A 22,291-nucleotide genomic window follows, 5' to 3' on the forward strand; every position below is an offset into this window, starting at 1 on the left:
AGGCCGTACGCGGGGGTGCTGGGGCAGGACGCGCCGACCAGTGTGCTGGCGATGGCGGTGGTCCCGGCGGTGGGGTACATGCTGACCTGGACCGGCTGGTTCGCCACCGCGTACGGGTACGGCCGCAACTGGGCCCAGGCCACCTCCAGCGGCTGGGGATACTTCGTCTTCGACTCCCTGCGCTCCTGGTGGAACTACCAGTGGATGGTCCTGAACTTCCACACCGGCCTCGACTCGTCCCATCCGTACCAGTCGTGGCCGTGGGAGTGGCCCCTGCTGCTGCGGCCGGTCGCGTTCTTCTACGAGAGCCCCAGCGGGTGCGGGGCTGCGAGGTGCTCGCAGGCCGTGCTCGGGGTGGGCACCCCCGTCATCTGGTTCGGGGCGATCGCCGCCCTGCTCGCGATGATCGTCTGGTACGTGTCCACCCGCGACTGGCGGGCCGGCGCCGTGCTGCTCGCGTACGGGGTCGGAGCGCTGCCCTGGGTCTACTACGCCCTGGCCGACAAGCGCACGATGTTCATGTTCTACACGGCGCCCATGCTGCCGTTCATGATCCTCGCGCTGGTGCTCGCCGCCGGTCTGCTCATCGGACCGGCCGACGGCGAGCCGGTGCGGCGGATCATCGGAGCTTCGCTTTCTGGTGCCTTCGTGCTCGTCGCACTGATTAACTTCTGGTGGCTGTACCCCGTTATCGCCGCCGAGATCATTCCCTACGACGATTGGCATCGGCGCATGCTGTTCGACCGCTGGATATGACGCCTCAACCCGCACAACTCAGCCCTTCTGCTCGTTCTGGCCTTACAGGTAGGTGACGTGGAAATCGTCCGTGGTGGTGGTCGTCGTCAGGGCCCAGGCCTATACGGCAGACTGCGGGGCATGCCTGCACCCGACGTTGCCGCGCTCCTGACAGAGCTCGAGCGCTCCGATCCGGACGTCGCCGACGACGCCAGGACCGCCGTCGAATGGCTGACCGGCGCCGAGCCGCTCGAAACGATCACTCAGCTCGACGTGTGCGAGTTCCTCTGGTACACGCTGCCGCTCAAGGTGACCGGCGACCATGGCGACATCGCCCGGGCACTCGGACGACTGCTGCGGCTCGGAGGCATGGAGCGCTACGCCGCCCTGTGCGCGTCTCCGACCACCTCCCAGATCCTGCGCACGTACGACCGCGAGGGCGAGGACGCCGGGACGGCGGCCTACCAGCGCGCCCTCGGCGCCACCGGCGTGCTGCCGCCCGACGTGCCGGAGCTCCGCTGGAGCTCGATCATGGGCCCGGAGGAGTTAGGCGCCCATCTCGCCTGCTCGGCCGCGCTGGAGATCGCCATCGTGTCCGGCGAACTGGAGCCGGCCGCGAGTAGCTGGAAGACCCACGCGGAGGCGCTGACCCGCCGCTGGCTCACGGCGCCCCGCACCGAGCTGGGCGGCGACAACTGGCTCAACCGGGTACACGGCGAGCGCCTCAACCGGTGGGTGCTCGGCCGTGGCGCCGCCCGCCGCGAGCTGGCACAGCCCTTCGAGGTACGCCTCCACGCGCCCATCCCCGTCCCCGGCGGATCCCATTTCGCCGCCCTGCGCTGGCTGCTGGAGACGGCCGCCCGCCCCGAGGGCGTGCCGCTCACCCAACGGCACAACATCGCCCGCGCGCTCGTCGTCGAGGCGGCCGAGCGGTTCGGCTGGGCGATGACGGGCACGCGCAGCGAGAGCGGCATCACCGCCCTGCGCGCCCTGCGCCGCATCGCCGAGCACGAGATGGGGGCGGTGCACCGCACCGGCAGGAGGCTTCTGATCACCGCGACGGGCAGGCGGCTGCTCGACGACCCCGAGGCCATGTGGCAGGCCGCGTCGCTGGCGCTGCTCACCCCCGCGCCCGGCGAGCGCGAGATGGAGATGTCGGTGCGCGAGGTCGGGCTGATGCTGCTGACCGACGGCAAGGAGCTGCCCTCCGGGTCGCTGGCCGAGCGGGTCACCGAGGTGGTCGTGGGTGAGGGCTGGCGCACGGCGACCCCCGCCGATGTGGCCGGTCCCCTGGTGGAGCTGCGCCACCGGCTGGAGGCGTTCGACCTGTGCGTCACCCCCGCCTCCCGGCCCGGCGCGCCGGCCCCGGCGGAGCCGGCCCCGGCCGAGCTGACCCCGACCGGCCGGGCCGCCGCCCTCGCCGCCCTCCGCGGGCAGGCCCTGCGCCCCCGGCAGTACGTCACCCTCACCTGAGGTCAGCGGCGGCGCTTCCCAGGCCGGAGGCGCTTCCGCGGCCGGTGGCCGCGATGGCGGACATGATGTTGTCCTCGGTCACGTCGTGGCCGGTGAGCTCCCTGGCGACGCTGCCGTCCCGCAGGACCACGACGCGGTCGCAGTTCTCCACGAGCTCGGACACGTCCGAGGAGATCAGCAGCACGGCGAGCCCGTCGACGGCCAGTTCGTCGATGAGCGACCGCATCTCCGCCCTGCTGGGCACGTCCACACCGTGACCGGGCTCGTCCAGCAGGAGCACCTTGGGGTTCATCGCGAGCCAGCGGGCGAGCAGCACCTTCTGCTGGTTGCCTCCCGACAGCTCTCCGGCCCGCTGGCCGGGTGACACGGCCTTGATGCGCAGCCGCCGCATGAAGGTCGCCACGATGCGGTCGACACGGGCGTCCGACACGATGCCGGCCCGCGAGAGGCGGGGCAGCGCCGCGAGGGCGATGTTGTCCCGCACGGAGAGGGTCGGGATGATCCCCTCGGTCCTGCGGTTCTCCGGGACCAGCCCGACGCCGGCCCTGATGGCGCTCTTGATCGACCACTTGCCCAGCGGGGCGCCCGCCACCGTCACCTGTCCCGCGTCCACGGGTTCCACGCCCGCGATGGCCCGTGCGGTCTCGCTGCGCCCGGCGCCGAGCAGCCCGCCGAGGCCGACCACCTCTCCGGGGCGCAGGGCGATGGAGATGTCGGTCAGCACGTGCCGCCGGCTGAGCCCTCTGGCCGAGAGGACCGGCAGGTCGCCCGGCTCGTCGGCGGGGCCGCCGCCGCCGTCCACCGGCGCCCGCGGCGGGTGGAAGGGCCTGCCCAGCATCAGCGATACGAGCCTGAAGCGGTCGAGGCCGGCCATGGGACCGGTGTGGACGACCTTGCCGTCGCGCAGGACGGTGGCCCGGTCGCAGACGCGGTAGAGCTCCTCCAGCCGGTGGCTCACGTAGACCACCGACCGGCCGCCGTCGCGGAGCGCGCCGATGACGCGGAACAGCGTCTCGATCTCGCCGGGCTCCATCGACGACGTGGGCTCGTCCATGATCACGACCCGGGCTCCGGCCGAGACGGCACGCGCCAGGGCGACCATCTGCCGGGTCCCCGCGGCGAGCGAGGCGACCGGCCTGCGGACGTCGGCGCGCACGCCGTACCCGGCGAGGATCTCCTCCGCGTCCGCGTGCATGCGGGCGAAGTCGATGAGGCCGAAGCGCCCGCGCGGCTCCCGGCCGAGGAAGATGTTGCGGGCGACGCTCATCTGGGGAGCGAGGTTGCCCTTCTGGTAGATCGTGGCGATGCCCGCGCGCAGCGCCTGGAGGGGGCCGCCGAACCTCACGGGCTCGCCCATGTAGCGCAGCTCTCCCCCGTCGGGCTGGCACACCCCGGAGAACAGGTTGACCAGGGTCGACTTGCCCGCGCCGTTGCCGCCGATGAGCGCGTGGACCTCCCCCTCGGCGATGGCCACGGAGACGTGGTCGAGCGCCCGGACGCCGGAGAAGCTCTTCAGGACGCCCGCGGCCTGGAGGACCATGCTGCTACCTGTCACCAGCTTCCTCCCCGGACGGCCTGCCTGGGCGAGAGGAGACACCTCGTTGGGACCGATGGTGATCGGGAAAGGAAACAATCCCGTAACAGAAAGAAGCTCATCCGGTCACGGCCGATCAAAACCAGTCAAGGTCACCCGAGCCGCGCCACGTGCAGCCGTACGCCCTTGTTGCCCAGCTCGTCGAGCACGTCCCGGGGGGCCGCGTCGTCGGTGACCAGGTGGTCGATCTGCTCGGTCGCGACCGTCTGCACCATGGTGTCGATGCCGATCTTGGTGTGGTCGGCCAGCACGACGACCTCCTCCGCCGCCGCCGCGAGCGCGCGGTCGACGCTGGCCACCTGCAGGTTCGGGGTCGAGAGCCCGCGCTCGGCGGAGAGCCCGTTGCCAGAGATGAACGCCCGCCGCACGCGCAGGCCCGCCAGCGAGTGCTCGGCGGCGCTGCCGACGAGGGCGTGGATGGAGCCGCGCAGCGTGCCGCCGGTGAGGACCACCTCGACGCGCGGCGAGCCGGCGAGCGCCTGGGCGACCAGGAGGGAGTTCGTCACGACGGCGAGCTCGGTGTTCCTGGTCAGCCTGCGGGCGAACTCCTGGGTGGTCGTGCCGGGCCCGACCACGATGGCGTCGCCGTCCTCGACCAGGGACGCCGCGAGGTCGGCGATCACGCTCTTCTCGACGGAGGCGACCTGCGCCTTCTGCGAGTGGGTAGGCTCCCGCGACAGCTCACCGGGCAACGTCGCGCCGCCGTGGTGGCGGTTGAGCAGGCCCTCGGCCTCCAGCGCGCGCAGGTCGCGGCGCACCGTGACCTCCGACGAGCGCACCGCCAGGGCGAGCTCCCTGAGCGAGACCGCGCCGTTGACGCGCACCAGCTCGATGATGCGCTGCCGGCGCTCGGCGGCGAACACGGGCCGGCGGACTTCCCCCGAACCCTCGGTGTCGCCCACGGCTCCCACCTTGTCATCCGTGCCGCACGTATAACACTTGCCCGATTCTGATCATAGTCGGCCGCCCAGGTCCCCGCGAGCCGAGCGCCGACCGCCTGCTCCGCCTTCGATGGTGACCGAGTTCGAGCGTTTGCGATCGGAACCCTTGACTGTTTCCGTTCGGCGGTGCTTATTTGAGGTCTTCATAAGTCCGGACCTGTTCGGTTTTGTGCGAAAAGGCTCGGCCTCCCGTCTTATGCGGAAAGGCCCCCCCGCGATGGACGGACCGATCACCCCACCAGACGTGGCCGCGCGGGCACGTCAGCTCGAAGGGAAAGACGATCATGACCATGGAGCCCGGCCGCCATGTACGGACGGCCGCCGTCACCCTCGCCGTGGTCCTCGCGGCCGTCGGCTGCGCCAAGTCAGAGGAGACCACGGCCGCGCCGGCCGCGAGCAGCACCCAGGGACAGCAGGTCGTGCGGACGCCGACCGGCGAAGCCGGGCCGACCTGCACGCTCGACCAGTTCGGCGGCGAGAAGTTCGACCTCAAGACCGCCACGGTGGGCTTCTCGCAGTCGGAGAAGGAGGCCAACCCCTTCCGCATCGCCGAAACCAAGTCGATCAAGGACGAGGCGGCCAGGCTGGGCATCCAGAAGCTCAGGGTGACCAACGCGCAGTCCCAGTTCTCCAAGCAGATCACCGACGTCCAGCAGCTGATCGCGCAGGGTGCTCAACTGCTCGTCATCGCCCCGCTGAACTCCGACGGCTGGGAGCCCGTGCTCCAGCAGGCCTCGGCCAAGAAGATCCCGATCATCACGGTCGACCGGAAGATCAACGCCAAGTCGTGCGGGGACTACCTGACGTTCATCGGGTCGAACTTCTACGAGCAGGGCAAGCGCGCGGCCGACCAGATGATCAAGGCGCTCGGCGGCAAGGGCAAGGTCGCGATCCTGCTGGGCGCCCCCGGCAACAACGTGACCACCGAGCGCACCAACGGCTTCAAGGACCAGGTGGCGAAGCAGGCCCCGGACATCCAGATCTCCTTCGAGCAGACCGGGGAGTTCGCCAGGGAGAAGGGCCAGCAGGTCACCGAGCAGCTCATCCAGTCGAACCCGGACATCAACGGGATCTACGCGGAGAACGACGAGATGGCGCTCGGCGCCGTGACCGCCCTCAAGGGCGCCGGCAAGGAGGCCGGCGACATCAAGATCGTGTCGGTGGACGGCACCCGCAGCGCGGTTCAGGGCATCATCGACGGCTGGCTGTACTCCGTGATCGAATCCAACCCGAGGTTCGGCCCGCTCGCCTTCGAGACCGCCCAGAAGTTCCTCGACGGCCAGCCGATCCCCGACAAGGTCATCATCTCCGACCGGGAGTACGGGGAGGACAGCGCCAAGGCGGGCCTGGACGAGGCCTACTGATCGTGGAACGGCGTCGTCCGTACCCGGAAGCGACGTGGAGGAGGAAGCCATTGGGCACATCCGACGAGCCCGTCCTGGAAGCCGGCGAGATCACAAAGCGGTTTCCCGGCGTGGTCGCGCTCGACGGCGTGTCGTTCACCGTACGTCCGGGCGAGGTGCACGCACTGGTCGGCGAGAACGGCGCCGGGAAGTCGACGCTGATCAAGATCTTCACGGGCGTCTACCAGCCGGACGGCGGCGAGCTGCGGTACCTGGGCGAGCCCGCGGCCTTCGCCACCCCGCTCGACGCCCAGCGGTCGGGAATCTCCACGATCTATCAGGAGATCAACCTCGTCCCGATGATGAGCGTGGCCCGCAACCTGCTACTCGGACGCGAACCCCGCAACCGGCTCGGGGTGATCGACGCCGCCCGCATGTACGCGGAGGCGGAGCGCGTCCTCACCGGCTACGGGGTGCGGACGGACGTGCGGCGCCCCCTCCGCACGCTGGGCGTGGGCGCCCAGCAGATGGTGGCCCTGGCCAGGGCCATCTCGGTGGACGCCAGGGTCGTCATCATGGACGAGCCCACCTCCTCCCTTGAGCCCCGCGAGGTGGAGACGCTGTTCGGGGTGATCAGGCGGCTCCGCGACGACGGGATCGCCGTGATCTACGTCAGCCACCGGCTCGACGAGCTGTACCAGGTGTGCGACCGGGTCACCGTGCTGCGGGACGGACGGCTGGCGCACTCCGGGCCGATCGCGGACCTTGGGCGGCTCCAGCTCATCTCGCTCATGCTCGGCCGCGATCTCAACGAGGTCAGGGCGAGCGGAGCGACGAGGTTCTCCCGCGACCACGCCGCGGCCGCCACCGGTGAGCCGGTGATGGAGGCACGCGGGCTCAGCCGCAGGCACGTACTCCGGGAGGTCTCGGTCAGCGTGCGGCCGGGTGAGGTGGTCGGGCTCGGGGGGCTGCTCGGCGCGGGCCGCAGCGAGACCGCCAAGGCGATCATGGGGGCGCAGCCGCTCGACTCCGGGGAGGTGATCGTGGCCGGGCTCCCGCTGCGGCGCGGCTCCACGACCACGGCGATCCGTGCCGGAGTCAGCCTGCTGCCCGAGGACCGCAAGGCCGAGGGCATCATCCCCAACCTTTCTGTGCGCGAGAACATCGCGCTGGCCTCGCTTCCGTTCCTCGCCCGAGGTGGGGTGGTGTCGGACGCCCGGATCGACGAGGTCGTCGGCACCTTCATGCGAAGGCTCCGGATCAAGGCGTCCTCGCCCCACCAGAAGGTGTCCGAGCTGTCCGGCGGGAACCAGCAGAAGGTGCTCCTCGCCCGGTGGCTCGCGATGCGGCCCAAGGTCCTGCTGCTCGACGAGCCCACCCGAGGGATCGACGTGGGCGCGAAGGCCGAGGTCCAGGCGCTGATCGACGAGCTGGCCGGCGAGGGCCTGGGCGTACTGCTGATCTCCTCGGACCTGGAGGAGCTCGCCGAGGGGTCCGACCGCATCATCGTGCTCCGCGAGGGAGCCGTCGTGGCCGAGTTGTCCGGCGTCGACGTCACCGTGGAAGGGATCATGGCCTCGATCGCCGACCACTCCGTTTCGACGGCACGGGCGGATCACTCCTCACGAGCGGAATCCCATGACTGACACGACGACGACGGCGCTCCCGCCCGCCGACCGGGCGCGGCTGTTCACCTGGCTCCAGGAGTACGGGGTCTACGCCGCGGTGCTGACCCTGCTGGTCCTCAACGTGCTGTTCACCCCCCGGTTCCTGGACGTCGCGAACTTCCGTACCCAGCTCGTCCAGGTCACGCCGATCGTGATCGTGTCGCTGGGGATGGCGCTGGTGATCGGCACGCAGGGCATCGACCTGTCGGTCGGGTCGGTGATGGCGCTGTCGGCCGCGATGGTGGTGCTCTACCTCGGGTACGGCGTGCTGCCCGCCCTGCTGGTCGCGCTCGCCGCGGGCGCCGCCGTCGGGGCGGCCGGAGGCTCCCTGGTCGCGTACGTGGGCGTGCAACCCATCGTGGCCACGCTCGCCCTGCTGGTCGGCGTGCGCGGTGTGGCGAACGTGCTCGTGCCGCAGCTCATGGAGTTCCGCAACCCGGACCTCATCGCGCTCGGCAGCAGTTCCGTGGCGGGCGTGCCGATCATCGTGATCATCGCGGCGGCGCTGACCCTTCTGGTCGCGTTCCTCGTACGGCGGACCACCTTCGGCAGGCAGGTCGTCGCGATCGGCGGCAACCGCACCGCGAGCGAGCTTTCCGGCCTGCCGGTGAAACGGGTGCTGCTCACGGTCTACATGATCTCCGGGGTGCTGGCGGCGCTGGCGGGAGTGCTGGCCACGGCCCGGCTGCAGGCCAGCGACCCCACCTCGCTCGGCCTGTTCATCGAGCTCTCCGCGATCACCGCTGTCGTCGTCGGCGGCACCCCGCTCGCCGGAGGGCGCATCAGGGTCTTCAGCACCGTCATGGGGGCCCTGCTGATGCAACTGCTGTCGGCCACACTGATCAAGCACAACCTGCCCCAGTCGTGGACCCAGATGGTCCAGGCGGTCATCATCCTCGCCGCCGTGTACGTCACCCGGGAGCGTGGAGCGCGATGACCGACTCCAAAGTGGTTCCCGCGTTCGAGGCCCCGGCCGTTCGGAGCGCGGGCGCGGCGCGGCGCGAGCGGCTCGGCCACGTCCTCCAGCACCACGGGGCCCTCATCGTCCTGGTGGCTCTGGTGGCGGCCGGCAGCGTCGCCTTCGACTTCTTCGCCACGGCGGAGAACGCGGCGAGCATCGTGGTCTCGTCGTCGTTCCTGGCCGTCATCGCGCTCGGCATGACGTTCGTGATCATCAGTGGCGGCATCGACCTGTCCGTGGGGTCGCTGTTCGTCCTCGGCGGCGTGCTCGCGGCGTACGGCTCGCAGGCGGGGGTCGTGGTGGCGCTGCTGCTCCCCCTGGCGGTGTGCGGGACGGTGGGGCTGGTCCAGGGTCTGATCATCGCGCGGACCGGCATGGCGCCCTTCATCGTGACGCTGGCCGGCCTGCTCGGCGTGCGCGGGCTGATGCTCGCGATCTCGGACGAGGGCGCGACGACCTACCTGGTCAAGGACCCGGCCTTCGCCCGCCTCGGGCAGGGGGAGCTGTTCGGCCTGACCTACCCCGTCTACGTCGCCGCCGTGCTCGCGCTGCTCGGGATGCTCCTGCTGCAACGCACGGGGTTCGGCCAGAACGTGTTCGCGATCGGGGGCAACGAGCACGCCGCGACGCTGATGGGCGTCCCCGTCGCCCGCACCAAGGTCCTGGTGTATCTGATGTCCGGCCTGCTCGCCGGGCTCGCGGGCGCGCTCAACGCGGCCCGGCTGTCCTCCGGGGTCACCATCCTCGGCATCGGGCTGGAGCTGGACGTGATCGCGGCGGTGGTCATCGGCGGCACCCTGCTCACCGGGGGCGCGGGCGGGGTGACCGGCACGGTCGCGGGGGTGCTGCTGCTCGGGGTGATCCAGAGCCTCATCAACCAGATCGGCGACCTGACCTCGTCCTTCCAGCAGGTGGTCAGCGGCGGGTTCCTCGCCCTGGTGGTGATCGCGCAGCGCCTGCTCGGCAAGGCGCGACGACTGAACTGAAAGCGCGGCCGGCCGCATGCCCCTCCGGGCGAGCGGCCGGCCGTGTTCCGGGGTTCCAGGCCCGTGGCTCCGCTAGACCCCGGCGGTCATGCGGCCACCGAGGCGGCGGCCCATACGATCTTGCTGACGCCGGTCCTCCTCGGTGCGGCCGGTCATGACCTCCTCACGGGTCTCCTCGATCCTGAGGGCGACGCCGATCGCGAAGAAGGTCGGCGCCCACTCGCCGACGAACAGGCCCCAGCGGTCGGCGCGGGCGAGATCCTGCTCGTACTCCTTGGACAGAAGCCACGTAGCGAATGACGCGCCGACGGAGATGATGCCGGCCGTGTACATCATGCCGGATCGGATTCCCATTCGGTGGAGTGTCCTGATCATATGCCCCCCTTGATAGCGGCGTCTTGACGCTACGTTCCTACCCTTCGTCCTGGCTGGTAACGATAGGGATGGATAAGGAGATTAGAGGTAATTCCTATAGACGCGGCCTTATGCCCGTATTGAGCGGATATATTGGTATTAGGGGAGGTTAGGTGCGGACCGTGAACGCGGCGAGCACGTCCAGGCCGTTGAAGACGGCGTCCTCGACCTCGTTGCGCGCCGAAACGGACGTGACGCCGAAGTCAGCGGGGACCAGGACCAGGTAGATATGCCACACCAGCCCGCTCGACCCCCTGTAGGCGGGGTTGAGCGACAGCGCCGACCAGCAGTGCGCCTCCTCGTCGACCTGCAGTTCCTGCTCGTAGTAGTAACGACCGTCCCCGGGGTGGCGCTCGGGCGTCGAGTCGTACGAGCGGGGGTCGGCCTGCGCGATGACGGCGACGCGCATGCCCTCGTCGATGGTGCCCCGGTAGCTCCCGGCCAGATCGATGCGGGGCCGGTCACCGGCGTCGTCGACCGCGTACGACACCTCGGGGAACACGATGGCGGCGCTCACCTGACGCACGGGAACCCGCGACGCCAGCCGCTCGCAGGAACTCTGGGAGGCGACCGGGGCGGACGGGGGTGACTTGCCCGGAGTCGTGGCGGAGTAGCCGATCGCGGAGGCGATGAGCACCGCGGCGGTGCCGATGAGGGCGGGCACCAGAACGCGCGGCCACCCGGCCGTCTTCCCATCCCCGTTGTCGACTATCGCCACTCAGACCTCCGAGGGACTAGACGCGTGCCGGCGCGAGACCATACGAATATCGACGCCCGCACAAGCGCGGGTTTCTCCACTCTGACACGCCCCGGAGCTTCGTTCGGCGGTTATCAGGTAAACACCTCGAACGGCAAAGAAGACATATATCTTTCTCGCTGGAAAGGAGCCTTATTCGGCCTATCCCCCTACTCCTCCGTTTACGCCTAACGGCTACGGTCGCGCCGGTCGATCTACGACTTGCCCGCTCGGGACGGCTGGAAGGGGATGCGGGCCGTCAGGGCGTATCCGCCCTCGGGAGTCGGCCCCGACTCCAACTGTCCCCCGGCGAGGGTGATCCGCTCCCACAGGCCGGCCAGCCCGTAGCCCGACTCCAGGACCGGGCACTCGCGGACGGTCTCCCTCCTGCCGTGCGGGGTGTTCACCACCGAGACACTCATGACGTCGCCGTCGGCCTCGCAGACGATCCGCACATCCGATCCGGGCGCGTGCTTGCGGACGTTGTTGAGCCCTTCCTGGACCACCCGGTAGCACTCGTGCTCCAGTTGCGGTGACAGGGCGCCCTGCGGGAAGTCGAGGTGGAGGCTGACCCGCAGGCCGATGTCCTTCGCCTCCTCCACCAGCCGGGGGATCGCCTCCACGCCATGCGACGACTGGTACACCTCCTCGCGCCGGAGCACCGTGAGCAGGCCGCGCAGCTCGGTGAGCGCCTGGACGCCCTTGTCCTCGATGCCGGTGGCCAGCTTGCCGATCTCTTCGTGATCCTCGGTGTCCTGGATGACGCCCGCGTTGAGGACCATGGCGGTGACCGCGTGGGTCACGGTGTCGTGCAGCTCCCCCGCGATCCACCGTCGTTCCTGGGAGGCGGCGTGCTGCTCACGCAGCCGGACCCCGCTCCGCAGCTCGGCGTTCATGCTGCGGTATTCACGCACCCACGTGCCGACCAGCGCGGGCAGGTAGACCAGTGTCAGCGCCCGCACCGTGATCAGGTAGAGGAACTGGTCGGTGAACGGGTTCACATAGTCGGCCACGACGTAGACCCCCGTCAGCGCCACAGCGACCCACTGCCAGCGGCGCACCCTGTCCTCGGCGGTCATCGAGTACGCGGCGAGGGCCAACGGCACGGTCTGCCCGGTCAGCACGGCGCAGACGACCGCGCCGACGATCATCGGCCAGGCCGTACGGCGCCGGAGCAGCATCGCGCCGGCCGTTGCGACCCCGGCGAGGAGCTCCAGCCAGTCCGGCACGTTGGCCAGCAGCGAGAAGGACCGGCCCATGAGCGTCGTCGGGATCGTGAACGCCAGGACGGCGGCCGCCAGCAGCACGTCCCCGATCTCGCCCCGGCGCCGTGCGGCGAACCCAGCAAAATTTCCCCGCATACCACTCATCTTGCAGCTTCTACCAGCAAGAACACGACTCGGCGGCTCACCTCGCCGGTCGATGGGAGACCCTTCAGCGTTGGAGGCGGAAGGTGCGACGCAGGTCCTCGACCCAGCCGCCGGGGATCTCCCAGGGGATGAAGTGGCCGCCGTCGTGGTGCACGGTGAGGTTGACGTGGTTGTACCACTCCGCTCGGTCGGAGTCGAGGAAGCTCTGGACGCGCCGCTCGGTGGTGACGCCGGGTGGGTTCTCGTACCCGACGAAGGTGATGCCGGTCGGGGCTTCGACGACCGGCAGACGGTCGTGGGAAGGGGTCCACGGGTAACGGTTCGCGTTGGCGTAGTAGCGCAGCGAGGTACCGATGGCGTTGTTGACCCAGAAGATCATGGTGTGGGTGAGGATGTCGTCCTTGGAGAAGACATTCTCGACGTCGCCGTGGTTGTCGCTCCATTTGGCCCAGCGCTCCAGCATCCAGGCCAGCAGGCCGGCGGGCGAGTCGCTGAGGCCGTGGGCGAGGGTGCTGGATCCGAGGACGTGGGCGGCGAGGTGGACGGCGAAGCGCCGGTCCAGGGCGAGAATCCGGCTGTGGACGCTCTCGGGCAGGCCCTCGGGGATGGGCAGGCCGCCGCTGAAGTCCCAGGCGCGGTCGCCGTTGAAGAGGGTGAGCTTCTGGCCGGAGCCGATATGGATGGCGTGGAGCTCTCCGGCGTACTTGTGCCCGAGCTGGCCGGTGACCAGGGCTCCGATGTCGCACCCGGCGGCGGCGTACTTCTCATGACCCAGCGTGCCGGTCATCAGGGTGTGCCACAGGTCCGCGACCTTCCAGAAGTTCATGTCCGGGTTGTCCGGCAGCGGAGTGGAGAAACCGAAGCCCGGCAGGGAGGGGACGATGACGTCAAAGGCGTCGGCGGGGTCGCCCCCGAAGGCGGCGGGGTCGGCGAGAGGGTCGATGACCTTGGACCAGTGCCAGAAGGTCCAGGGCCAGCCATGGGTGAGGATCAACGGGACGGGGTCGGGGCCCACGCCGGGCTTGCGCATGAAGTGGACGGGAACGCCGTCCACGCTCACCCGGTAGTGCTCGTAGGCGTTGATCGCGGCCTCGGCCCGGCGCCAGTCGTACTGGTGGAGCCAGTAGCCGACCAGTTCTTCCAGGTAGGCGCGGCTGATGCCGTAGCGCCAGTCGTCGTTGCCGGTGTCGTCGGGCAGGCGGGTGAGCCGCAGCCGCGCCTTGAGGTCGTCGAGAACGGCGTCGGTGACGTGGATCGGCGTCGGTTCGAACGGGATCTTCGTGTTGGCCATGGGGTTCCTTCGCGGGTGCGGACGCCAGAGGCGCCTGTCGCCCCCGGGGGTCCTCGGCATCACGAGGAGAACGTATCAGACATTTATTTAAATTACTTATGCATTTTCCCGCCGGGACGACACGGCAGAACACAACAGGGCTGGTCGGCATCTAAGTGGACATGGAGCAAAGATTCTCTGTACGTGTCATGATCTCGGTGACCGCGCTCGCCGCCGCCACGGCGGCCCTGACCTCGGCATCCGCTCTCGCCGCGACCGCGCCGATCCCCGCCTTCAGCGAAGCGCCCGTCGCCGCCACCGGCCTGCCCACCGCCGGTGACGAGGCGCCCAAGTGCGTCCGCGTCAGGGGCGCGGCCGCGTGCGTGGGACCGGACGAGAGCGACCGTCCGGGGATCTCGATCGAGGACACGGAGCCCGACAAGCTCCATGCCACGGTCGAGTACTACCTGAACGGCTACCTGGGCACGAAGTATGTGATCCACAACCTGGCAGGCGAGGGCGAGATCCGGGGAAGCCGCGCCATCGGCAAGGTCGTCACCTTCAGAGCCGCGCTGTACCGAGGAAACCATCGGATCAAGGCCAGCCGATGGAAGACGGTTCGCGGCGCCACCAAGTATCCCGTCAAGCGAGAAACGCGGGTGACCCCGGCCACCGCGCGGGCACGGTCGGAGGTCTGCACCTCGACGAAGGGAGTCGCCGGCATGTGCTTCGCCGAGAAGGACACGTTCGTCTACGCGTGTGACACGGGCGCCGACACGCGTCAGGCCCGTGCCGAGTACTTCGTCGCGGGCGATCCGACGGCGCGTTTCGAGATCCACCAACTGGCCGGGTTCAACACCTGCGGCAAGGCCGAACATGGCGACCTTGCCATAAGCAAATACCGCGCCTCGGTGTTCGACCACAACCGCCGGATCGCCACCAGGCTGTACAAATACCACTAGGCCAGCCGGCGCGCCGCGCCGTTCACCCACAAATGCGCGGTATTCGTGGGTGTCGCGCGGCTTTGTCGAGGGTATCGCCTAACGGGCCACAGGGCTGCGGTTCGCACGTCACGTTTCGCCGAGTTGTTGTCGTACTTTCGAGGAGATGGCCATGGCGCAAGACCACAGCACGCATGTCCCGAACGAAACGCTCGGTCTCGTGGAGTCCGAGGAAGAACCGAGGGCCACATCGACATTCGTCAATGGGCGATTCCCGCGCAGACGCGGGCTGGTCATATTGGTCAGCAGCCTTGTGGGCTTTCTTTTAACGGTCATCTGGTCGGCCGAATTCGTCGACCAGACCATCGGCGGCAACGTCGCCGACACGCTGCTCGGCCATAACGCGAGCGAAACGCCGATCGCCGGTATCGCCGCCGGTATCGCATTCGCGTTCGTCAGCGGGCTCGCCGGCTCGTTCACCGCCTGCAACATCGCCGCGTTCGGCGCGGTGGCCCCGATGATGGGCAACGTCGGCAGCCGATGGGACCGCCTCACCCACGCGCTGAAACCGCTGGGCTGGCTGGCGGTCGGCATGATCACGGTATCCGCCGTCTACGGCGCGATCGTCGGGTTCGTCGGCACGAACATGCCGCAGTTCTCGACCGCGCAGACCTCACCCGTGGGCCTTTCGCCGCGCAACATCCAGTCGATGGTGGTGTTCGGCCTGATCGGGCTGGCCATGCTGTACCTCGGGCTCGCCGCGCTCGGCGTCGTACGTGACCCGTTCGCCCGCGTCTCCCGGCGCTTCCCCAACGCGCCGATGGTGTTCATGGGAGCCCTGATCGGCGGGTTCCTGATCGGACGGCCGTTCGGGCTGTTCCGGCAGATGTTCAGGGACGCGGCGGAAAGCGGGAACCCCCTCTACGGCGCGGCGGCCTTCGTCCTGCAGTCGGTCGGCAACATCGTCATCATGGCGCTGCTGTTCCTGATCCTGTCGTTCGTCGCGGGCAGCCGGCTTCAGGCGTGGCTGACGGCCAAGCCGAGCCGGATCGCGGTGCTCACGGCGTCGTCCCTGATCGTCGCCGGGGTGTTCACCTTCCTGTACTGGGACGTGCGGGTGCTCGCCCGGCGGGAGATCATCCCGTGGTACCCGGCAGCGCCATGGTCGTGATCGACCTCTCCGCGACGGTCTCGGCCGCCTGAGCGCCGCGACGCCGGGTGCCGGCATCCTTGGTGCCGGCACCGGGTGGGTTGGACGACAGGCTCAAAGCCAGTGCCAGGTGATCCGCGCCTGCTCGGCGGCGTCGGCCAGCCACTGTTCGAAGGCGGCCTCTCCTGCGGCCTTCAGCGTGTCCGCGTCCTCCACGGCCTCCTGCCGTTCGAGGATCGAGCCCGTCAGGAACCGCCCATCGTAGGGAACCGGTCCGACTCCGCCTCCGGCCGGTACCTCCCGCAGGGGTGCGGGCAGATCGCCGGACCATGCCCGTGCCCTGGTCAGTTGGAGGTCCCATCGGTCGCTGAGAGAGCCGCGGAGGTCGTCGACCTCGATCGCGTCCTCCGACAGCACCCAGGCCGCCCGTACCCGCGCGAACCGGTCGCGATGACGGGCCAGATAGCCGGGGCCCAGCTCCGCGCGCATCCGGGTGCGGAACTTGTGATCTCTGGCGTCCGTGGCCATGTGGTCATGGAACGTCTCGGCGCTCAGACCCATCCGCTCCAGCCAATCGAGCATCGCGTCGCGGGTGACGAGGCCGCGCCGCTTCCGGAAGCCGTCCGCGGCCGCCTGGATCTCTTCCAGGGTGACCTGCTCGGCGGCGGCGGCGTTGCGCAGGACGCAACTCCGCACCAACTCCTCCTGCGGCGACTGCCCTGGGCGCGTGAGCGAACGGAGCATGAGCATCGCCTCGGACATGGAGATGTGCCGCCCGTCGACGGTCACCAGATTACTGGCCGCCCAATGGGTCGAATGATCAACGAGCCAGGACGCTCCGTCGTCCACCTGCACGCCGAGCATGATCGTGCCGCCCGAAGGGTCGTCGATCAGCAGGTCGTAGTCGACGACCGGCGAACCGGGACGCGGGCTGGTCACGAGCTGGGCGGCCAACGAAGGGTGCGACTCGGCCCAGGCGGCGGCGGTGCGATGCGCGTCCTCCACCGCGGAACGCCGGCGGGTCAGCCCGCGCAGCAGGCTCACGCCGCTTTCGAGGGCCGGGCCGAGGGAAGAGTCAGTCATTGCGCGTCCGTTTCTCCGGCCATGAGCCAGTCGGCGATGGCGTCGCTGATGGGCAGGCCGGTCAAATCCTCGATCCAGGCCCACTGGCCGTTCGGGTTGATCTCTAGAAACACGTACTCCCCGTCGGGGGTCAGGATGAGATCGATCGCCCCGAACGACAAGCCGAGCGCGGCGACCAGGTCCACGCACCGGAGGGCGACGTCGTCGGGAAGGTTGTGCACGCTGTGGCGGGCGCGTTGGAAGTCATAGTGACGCCAGTCGTCGCGCGTGCGCGGAGAATCCTGCGAGGCGATCTCGGCGGTGAAGACCTGCCGCCCGACCACGGTGACCCGCAACTCCACGGCCTTGGGCACATACGGCTGCAAGATGGCCGGCTCGTGGGCTATCCGGTTGCGGCCCACAAGAGCCCTTCGGTCCACGACGGTGGTGTACACGGCGTGCACCGCGCCGTCGATCTCGAACAGGGTGTGTTCCATCTGCTTCGCGATGAGCCTGCCATCCGCCCGCTCATATGCGGGAACCAGCTCGGACGGATCGTTGGTGATCACGGTACGCGGCACGGCGAAGCCCAGTTTCTGGGCCAGGGCCAGGTGGACCAGCTTGTTGTGCGCCCTGCGCAGCACCGGCTGCCTGCCCGGCAACCATCGCGCGTCCAGCAGATCCCAGAAGCCTTCGAGAAACCACGCCGAGAGTTCCGCCACGCGATCCCGCTGATCGGCGGCTGTGACGCTTTCCGCGGCGCGAGGCTGCCCGGGGCGCCGGTTCCACACGGCCGTCGTCTCGGAAAGGTCGACGGCACGCCCACCTCCGGCCAGGGCGAGTTCGGGGCCGTCGGCTTCGAATCGGACGGTCAGTCGGGTGGCGGCCGGATACTCGCTGGGATCCCACCAGAGAACTTCCGCGCCCCGGGCTTTCAGCTTGGGCAGGACCAGTTCAACGGTGGCGTCGCCGGATTCACTAAGGATCAGTAGCATGTAGCCTCCTCAGCCGCGTGGGAGGAGCGTGCGCTCCTCCCACGCGGCCCCGATTGTTCTTAGTAGTCGGAGACCCAGTCGGTGGCCGGGTGTCCACCCGTGCTGTAGCAGCGGGACATCATGCCACCGGCGACGAGGAAGAGGTCGGCCTCATCGATGGCCGTCGGCTCGTTGCTGAGATCGTCCAGACTCACGATCTTCTTGTTCATGTTCTTTCCTTCCTTCACAGTGAGCCGCGTGCCCCGCCTGCAGTGGTGCGGAGACGTCTTCGGCTCATTTCCGAAGCACATCACCCGGCATTTGAATTCGGCTTGGTCACGGCTTGTCGCTCCCTGGATTGCCCTCAAGGTGTTGACGAGCACATGTGTGACCTGCGCGAACGAAGGATTGTTCTTGCTCCCGCGGTTGAAATGACCGTTTCCCACTTGAGACCATTCGGATGCCGCCGGCCCGCGCGGTGCCGGCCCGTCCGCCCGAAGCTCAGTGCTCCGGCGAGCTGCCTGAGCAACTGGCATCCGATCTCCGCGGACATCATCGATGCCGGCGAACATGACGCCCTGATCTGACCGATGGTGGACGAGACACCGGACGTACCGAGAGCGGTCCTGAGGGACGTCACGTCCGGTCAGGCACGCCAGGCTGGTGGCGCCCGCGCGCCGCGGCGCTGTGGGCTAGCGCAGCCAACGCTGAGCCGCGTCGACGCAGTCCTCGGGGCTGCTGTTGAAGGCGATGGCGGCGCCGGGCGTGTGCTGCCGGACGAGGTTGACCACCTTCTCGAAGAATTCGAGCAACGGCTCGTGCTTGCGGATGCCGCCCCCGATCACCACGCAGGCGTAGTCTTCGCGGGTCAGCGCCTCGACGATCACTCCTTCGGGGTTCTCGTCGAGTGCCACCAGGCACCAGTCGGCCTCGAGACCATGATCGCCGAAACGGGCCTGACCGCGTGCTATCGCCGCCTGAATCGGCTCCGGGTCCCAGTCTTGGAGCTTGGCGGGATCGAGACCGATCACCAGCACTCGTGCCTCTGTCACGGGTCCTCCTTCTCTCAGAACGTCTCTCGACGCCCGCTCGATGGTCGAAGGGTGCCGTCCGAGGCGACGCGGACGGCACTCAAGAAGCTCGGCGAGCAACTCGAACAGTCATCGCCGTACAACATTGCTCTGCAGAGATCGAAAAGGCCACTTCCCATGACGGGCAGTGACCTTTTGACGTGGGTGGATCGTTTCACGAGGGGGCCAGGAAGATCGCTTCCCGGAATTCCCGTGGTCGTTTCCCGGGGTTGTGAGGTGTCGAGGTCGTCAGGGTGCCCGCCCTGAGGCTTCTTGATTCTTTCGCCCGTCTTCTTTAATGCTCGACAGCATCAAGGGCACCTGCTTCGCTTCGTGCTCTACGCCGGCGCCCCGACGGCCGAGCCCGCCGCGGTGCGCTCACGCGTGACGCGGCGGCGCCGGCTAGGCAGCCCGAGGGTCGGGTTCGCGACGCCCCAGGCGGCGCCCTTGCAGACCAGTTCCTTGTAGACGGCGGCGAGCCGTCCGGTCAGGACCGCCCGCACGGCGCGGTCGTCGGCGGTGACGTACTGGATCAAGCCCTCCTTGCGGCCCAGGGAGATGCACTGGTTGAGGTAGCGGATCGGCACGTTCGGCAGCTTGCCGCCGGTCAGGCGCGCCACGATCGCGTCGGCGGCCTGCCACGCGGTCGGAACTCCCGAGGCGCACGACATCCGCAGCGGTTTGTCCCCGGGGCCCATCACCATGGCCGCGTCGCCGACGGCGTACACGTCCGGGTGCGAGACCGAGCGCATGGTCCCGTCGACCACGATCTGGCCGGTGCCGGTGACCTCCAGAGCGGTGGCCTTCGCGATCGGGTGGACCGCGAAGCCAGTTGTCCACACGGTGACCGCGGCTGGGATGACCTTGCCGTCCGCGGTGACGACGCGCCCGACTTCGACGCCGGTGACGGCGGTGCGGTCATGCACGGTGATCCCGAGCTTGCCGAAGGCCTTCCGCAGATGCTCGCGGCCCTTATGCGAGAGCCAGTCCCCGAGGTCGCCGCGGGCGGCGAGGGCGACGTCGAGGTCCGGGCGGGCCTCGGCGATCTCGGTCGCGGCCTCCATGCCGGTGAGGCCGCCGCCGACGACGACCACCGTCTGCCCGGCGCCGAGGCGGGCCAGACGGTCGCGCAGCCGGAGCGCTCCAGGGCGACTGGCGATCTCATAGGCGTGCTCGGCGGTCCCAGGCACACCTTGGGCGTTCCAGCCGCTGCCGAGGGCGTAGACGAGCGTGTCGTAGGCGAGTTCTTCAGCGCCGTTCGCGTCGACGACGGCGACGGTCTTGCGGTCGACGTCGACGCCGGTGACCTTCGCGAGCCTCTGTTCGACGCCGGTGCCCGCGAACATCTCACTGAACGGCCGGGGCTTGAGGTCCTGGCCGGCCGCCAGCTGATGCATGCGGACGCGTTCGACGAAGTCGGGTTCGGCGTTGACGAGGGTGATGGCGACGTCCTCGCGGCGGAATCGTTTTGCGAGGCGGCCGGCGGCGATGGCTCCGGTGTATCCGGCTCCCAGGACGATGATGCGGTGCTGCATTTCCTTGCTCCTGTCTCGCGCAGGTTTGCCACCTGAACCGGGCGGCCCACCGTTTCCTGACAGGAACGCGATGTGAAGCACCTCACATACTGGCTAGAAGGCTGTGCACAGGAACTCCCCATGGTCGGCGGCCGCCCAGCGCGCGGTCGCGCGTTCGAGCTTGCCGGGGTTGACCTGGCTGCGGACTGCGGTGATGCCCTCGGCGGTGACCTCCAGGCACGTGACTCCGACGACCCGGCCGTCCACGACGGCCACGACGGCGGGGTCACCGTTGGCGGTCCAGGCGTAGACCTCGGGCACGCCGCCGACGATGGCGCGTTTGGCCTCGCCGGGTTTGAACAGGCCCCGCAGGAACTTCGCGACCGCGACGGCGCCCTCGAACGCCTTGGCGCGGGCCGGGACCCTCCCGCCACCATCTCCGATCGAGATGGCGTCCTCGGTGAGCAGGCGCACGAGCGGCTCGGTCTGACCGCTGGTGGCGGCCGCCAGGAACTCCTTGACGATCCGCAGGGCGGTGGCCTCGTCGACTTCGGTTCGGGCCTTGCCGCCTGCGACGTGCTTCTTGGCGCGGTGGAAGATCTGTTGACTGGCCGCCTCGGTGAGGTCGAGGATCTCGGCGATCTCCCGGTGCGGGTAGGCGAAGGCCTCCCGCAGCACGTACACCGCCCGCTCGTTCGGGGAGAGGCGCTCCATGAGGGTGAGGATCGCGTACGAGACCGATTCGCGCTGCTCGGCGGTTTCGGCGGGGCCGAGCATCGGGTCCCCGGCGAGCAGCGGCTCGGGAAGCCACTGGCCCACGTAGGTCTCGCGGCGCGCCCGCGCGGAGGTGAGCTGGTTGAGGCACAGGTTGGTGAGGACCTTGGTCAGCCAGGCCTCAAGGACCTCGATGTGGTCGACGTCGGCGGCCTGCCAGCGCAGGAACGTCTCCTGCACGGCGTCCTCGGCCTCCCCGGCGGAGCCGAGGAGGCGGTAGGCGATGGCCTCCAGGCGCGGCCTGGAGGCCTCGAACCGGTCGATGTCGTTCGCGCCCAGGGGCATGGCCCGATCCTAAATCGCGCTGCGCGAATCAGCCGCCGTTCTGAGCGTTGACGACGCAGGGTCATCGTCAGGCACCGAAGGCGTCCTTATGGGGGGTATCCAACTGTGTGACTCTGATCCGCGATGACCCGAATGACCAGATGATCGCGTAGGAAATGGCGAAAACCCCAAGGAGACGAGTGGTATCGGTCATCCCGATGGTCGCGGCCATGGGTGCGACGGCAAGTGTCGACACTCCCTGGAACGCGGACGAGAGGCTGAAGAAGAACACCATGACCCGTCCACGGATGTGGTCGGGTGTCGTCAGTTGCAGACCATTGAGGGCAAGGATCGCGCACGCGCCCACTCCGATGTGGCCCACCAAGGCCGCGGCCATTCCTGGGCCGAGGTGAGTGCTGTGGGCCAGGAACAGGTATCCGAGACCGAAGGTGGCCAAGGCCGCCGCAGCCACGTACAGCCGTCGGCGTGTTGAGCCCGACGTGAGCAGTCTGCCCACGAAGGGACCGAGAACGGCACCAATCCCCTGTCCGAGGTACAGGACGCCGACTCCCGCGTCGCCGACGTGGAAGCGATCGAGGGCGTAGAGGGGCAGGAGCCCGACCATTCCGTAGCAGAGACGCAGCCCTGCGGTCAGCCACAGCAAGGCCGACGCCACCGGAGTAGTTCGCAGAAACCGCCAGAGCTCGGCTGTATCAGCTCCTATCCGCAGCCGGCGCATTGCCATGGCGCTGGAGAAGGGCCGCTTGATTCTCGCGACAAGAAGCGCGGAGAAAACAAACGAGGCGCCATCGATGAGGAGTGTGGCCGAGGTTCCCCAGGCCGCGGTGACCACGCCTCCCAGACCGGCTCCCACAAGCAGGCCGGCCGAATACAGGCTGCCGATCACGGCCTGGGCCAGTGACAGTTCCCGGCGGGTGACAAGGTTCGGCAGTGCGGCCCGGAACCTGTCAAACGTGTTGAGACATCAGGCTACTTGTGTGGTTTGTGGTGAAGCGCCGTCGTCTTGAGACGTGAGTGGTTTGTTGATCCAC

General features: G+C 68.8%; 20 protein-coding genes and 1 pseudogene. 8 read left to right on the forward strand and 13 right to left on the reverse strand.

All coding sequences use genetic code 11. The features are described from left to right. Both ACGFIV_RS35285 and ACGFIV_RS35290 read left to right on the forward strand, forming a co-directional pair. Positions 1-756 (forward strand): annotated as a pseudogene (locus ACGFIV_RS35285) (phospholipid carrier-dependent glycosyltransferase); the annotation flags it as partial. Positions 757-876: 120 nt separating this feature from the next. Further along, a complete protein-coding gene (locus ACGFIV_RS35290; RefSeq protein WP_358558232.1) occupies positions 877-2,208 on the forward strand; it encodes a hypothetical protein in 1,332 nt (443 codons plus the stop codon). Here ACGFIV_RS35290 and ACGFIV_RS35295 read toward each other — a convergent pair. After that, complete coding sequence (locus tag ACGFIV_RS35295) at positions 2,201-3,763, reverse strand: sugar ABC transporter ATP-binding protein (protein WP_358558235.1); 1,563 nt, start codon at positions 3,761-3,763, stop codon at positions 2,201-2,203. The genes ACGFIV_RS35290 and ACGFIV_RS35295 overlap by 8 nt on opposite strands. A gap of 131 nt (positions 3,764-3,894) precedes the next feature. Continuing rightward, positions 3,895-4,704 carry a DeoR/GlpR family DNA-binding transcription regulator gene (locus tag ACGFIV_RS35300; RefSeq protein WP_358558238.1) on the reverse strand — a complete coding sequence of 270 codons (810 nt, stop codon included), beginning with the start codon at positions 4,702-4,704 and terminating at the stop codon, positions 3,895-3,897. Between the two features lie 323 nt (positions 4,705-5,027). Between ACGFIV_RS35300 and ACGFIV_RS35305 the strand changes: the two genes are divergently transcribed. Genes ACGFIV_RS35305 through ACGFIV_RS35320 form a run of 4 tightly spaced genes read left to right on the forward strand, consistent with a single transcriptional unit; the run spans position 5,028 to position 9,700 of the window. Further along, on the forward strand, positions 5,028-6,107 hold the full coding sequence (locus ACGFIV_RS35305) for an ABC transporter substrate-binding protein (protein WP_358558241.1): 1,080 nt from the start codon (positions 5,028-5,030) through the stop codon (positions 6,105-6,107). A 50-nt stretch (positions 6,108-6,157) separates the two neighbouring features. Next, positions 6,158-7,732, forward strand: coding sequence for a sugar ABC transporter ATP-binding protein (locus ACGFIV_RS35310; RefSeq protein WP_392839394.1), 1,575 nt, complete (start codon positions 6,158-6,160; stop codon positions 7,730-7,732). Continuing rightward, positions 7,725-8,690 carry an ABC transporter permease gene (locus tag ACGFIV_RS35315; RefSeq protein ID WP_392839396.1) on the forward strand — a complete coding sequence of 322 codons (966 nt, stop codon included), beginning with the start codon at positions 7,725-7,727 and terminating at the stop codon, positions 8,688-8,690. Before ACGFIV_RS35310 ends, ACGFIV_RS35315 begins: the two co-directional genes overlap by 8 nt. Continuing rightward, positions 8,687-9,700, forward strand: a complete 1,014-nt coding sequence (locus tag ACGFIV_RS35320) for an ABC transporter permease (protein WP_358558247.1) — start codon at positions 8,687-8,689, stop codon at positions 9,698-9,700. Before ACGFIV_RS35315 ends, ACGFIV_RS35320 begins: the two co-directional genes overlap by 4 nt. Before the next feature lie 72 nt (positions 9,701-9,772). On the opposite strand, the gene ACGFIV_RS35325 is transcribed toward ACGFIV_RS35320, so the two are convergent. The 4 genes from ACGFIV_RS35325 to ACGFIV_RS35340 all read right to left on the reverse strand — a co-directional run bounded on the left by ACGFIV_RS35325 (position 9,773) and on the right by ACGFIV_RS35340 (position 13,511). Continuing rightward, the gene (locus ACGFIV_RS35325) at positions 9,773-10,054 is read right to left on the reverse strand and encodes a hypothetical protein (protein WP_358558249.1); all 282 of its coding nucleotides are present in this window, start codon (positions 10,052-10,054) and stop codon (positions 9,773-9,775) included. A gap of 169 nt (positions 10,055-10,223) precedes the next feature. Beyond that, the gene (locus ACGFIV_RS35330; RefSeq protein ID WP_358558251.1) at positions 10,224-10,832 is read right to left on the reverse strand and encodes a hypothetical protein; all 609 of its coding nucleotides are present in this window, start codon (positions 10,830-10,832) and stop codon (positions 10,224-10,226) included. A 233-nt stretch (positions 10,833-11,065) separates the two neighbouring features. Then, a complete protein-coding gene (locus tag ACGFIV_RS35335; protein WP_392839400.1) occupies positions 11,066-12,220 on the reverse strand; it encodes a sensor histidine kinase in 1,155 nt (384 codons plus the stop codon). A gap of 64 nt (positions 12,221-12,284) precedes the next feature. Continuing rightward, positions 12,285-13,511 carry an epoxide hydrolase gene (locus ACGFIV_RS35340; protein ID WP_358558255.1) on the reverse strand — a complete coding sequence of 409 codons (1,227 nt, stop codon included), beginning with the start codon at positions 13,509-13,511 and terminating at the stop codon, positions 12,285-12,287. Between the two features lie 161 nt (positions 13,512-13,672). Here ACGFIV_RS35340 and ACGFIV_RS35345 point away from each other — a divergent pair, with 161 nt between their 5' ends. Further along, the gene (locus tag ACGFIV_RS35345) at positions 13,673-14,452 is read left to right on the forward strand and encodes a hypothetical protein (protein WP_392839402.1); all 780 of its coding nucleotides are present in this window, start codon (positions 13,673-13,675) and stop codon (positions 14,450-14,452) included. Positions 14,453-14,729: 277 nt separating this feature from the next. Further along, a complete protein-coding gene (locus tag ACGFIV_RS35350) occupies positions 14,730-15,602 on the forward strand; it encodes a hypothetical protein (protein WP_358558260.1) in 873 nt (290 codons plus the stop codon). Between the two features lie 93 nt (positions 15,603-15,695). On the opposite strand, the gene ACGFIV_RS35355 is transcribed toward ACGFIV_RS35350, so the two are convergent. The 7 genes from ACGFIV_RS35355 to ACGFIV_RS35385 all read right to left on the reverse strand — a co-directional run bounded on the left by ACGFIV_RS35355 (position 15,696) and on the right by ACGFIV_RS35385 (position 22,191). After that, complete coding sequence (locus ACGFIV_RS35355; RefSeq protein ID WP_358558263.1) at positions 15,696-16,664, reverse strand: TIGR04500 family putative peptide maturation system protein; 969 nt, start codon at positions 16,662-16,664, stop codon at positions 15,696-15,698. Further along, positions 16,661-17,638, reverse strand: a complete 978-nt coding sequence (locus ACGFIV_RS35360; RefSeq protein WP_358558266.1) for an MvdC/MvdD family ATP grasp protein — start codon at positions 17,636-17,638, stop codon at positions 16,661-16,663. Before ACGFIV_RS35360 ends, ACGFIV_RS35355 begins: the two co-directional genes overlap by 4 nt. A gap of 59 nt (positions 17,639-17,697) precedes the next feature. After that, positions 17,698-17,847, reverse strand: a complete 150-nt coding sequence (locus ACGFIV_RS35365; RefSeq protein ID WP_358555124.1) for a hypothetical protein — start codon at positions 17,845-17,847, stop codon at positions 17,698-17,700. A 462-nt stretch (positions 17,848-18,309) separates the two neighbouring features. Beyond that, positions 18,310-18,669, reverse strand: a complete 360-nt coding sequence (locus tag ACGFIV_RS35370; RefSeq protein ID WP_358555127.1) for a hypothetical protein — start codon at positions 18,667-18,669, stop codon at positions 18,310-18,312. Positions 18,670-19,025: 356 nt separating this feature from the next. Further along, positions 19,026-20,222 carry an NAD(P)/FAD-dependent oxidoreductase gene (locus tag ACGFIV_RS35375; protein ID WP_392839406.1) on the reverse strand — a complete coding sequence of 399 codons (1,197 nt, stop codon included), beginning with the start codon at positions 20,220-20,222 and terminating at the stop codon, positions 19,026-19,028. A 93-nt stretch (positions 20,223-20,315) separates the two neighbouring features. Next, entirely contained in the window at positions 20,316-21,260 is a 945-nt protein-coding gene (gene sigJ, locus ACGFIV_RS35380; RefSeq protein ID WP_358555132.1) for an RNA polymerase sigma factor SigJ, read from the reverse strand. Between the two features lie 67 nt (positions 21,261-21,327). After that, positions 21,328-22,191, reverse strand: a complete 864-nt coding sequence (locus ACGFIV_RS35385; protein ID WP_392839408.1) for an MFS transporter — start codon at positions 22,189-22,191, stop codon at positions 21,328-21,330. Positions 22,192-22,291: the final 100 nt, after the last annotated feature.

The organism is Sphaerisporangium sp. NPDC049003 (assembly GCF_043197795.1).
Taxonomy (GTDB): Bacteria; Actinomycetota; Actinomycetes; order Streptosporangiales; family Streptosporangiaceae; genus Sphaerisporangium.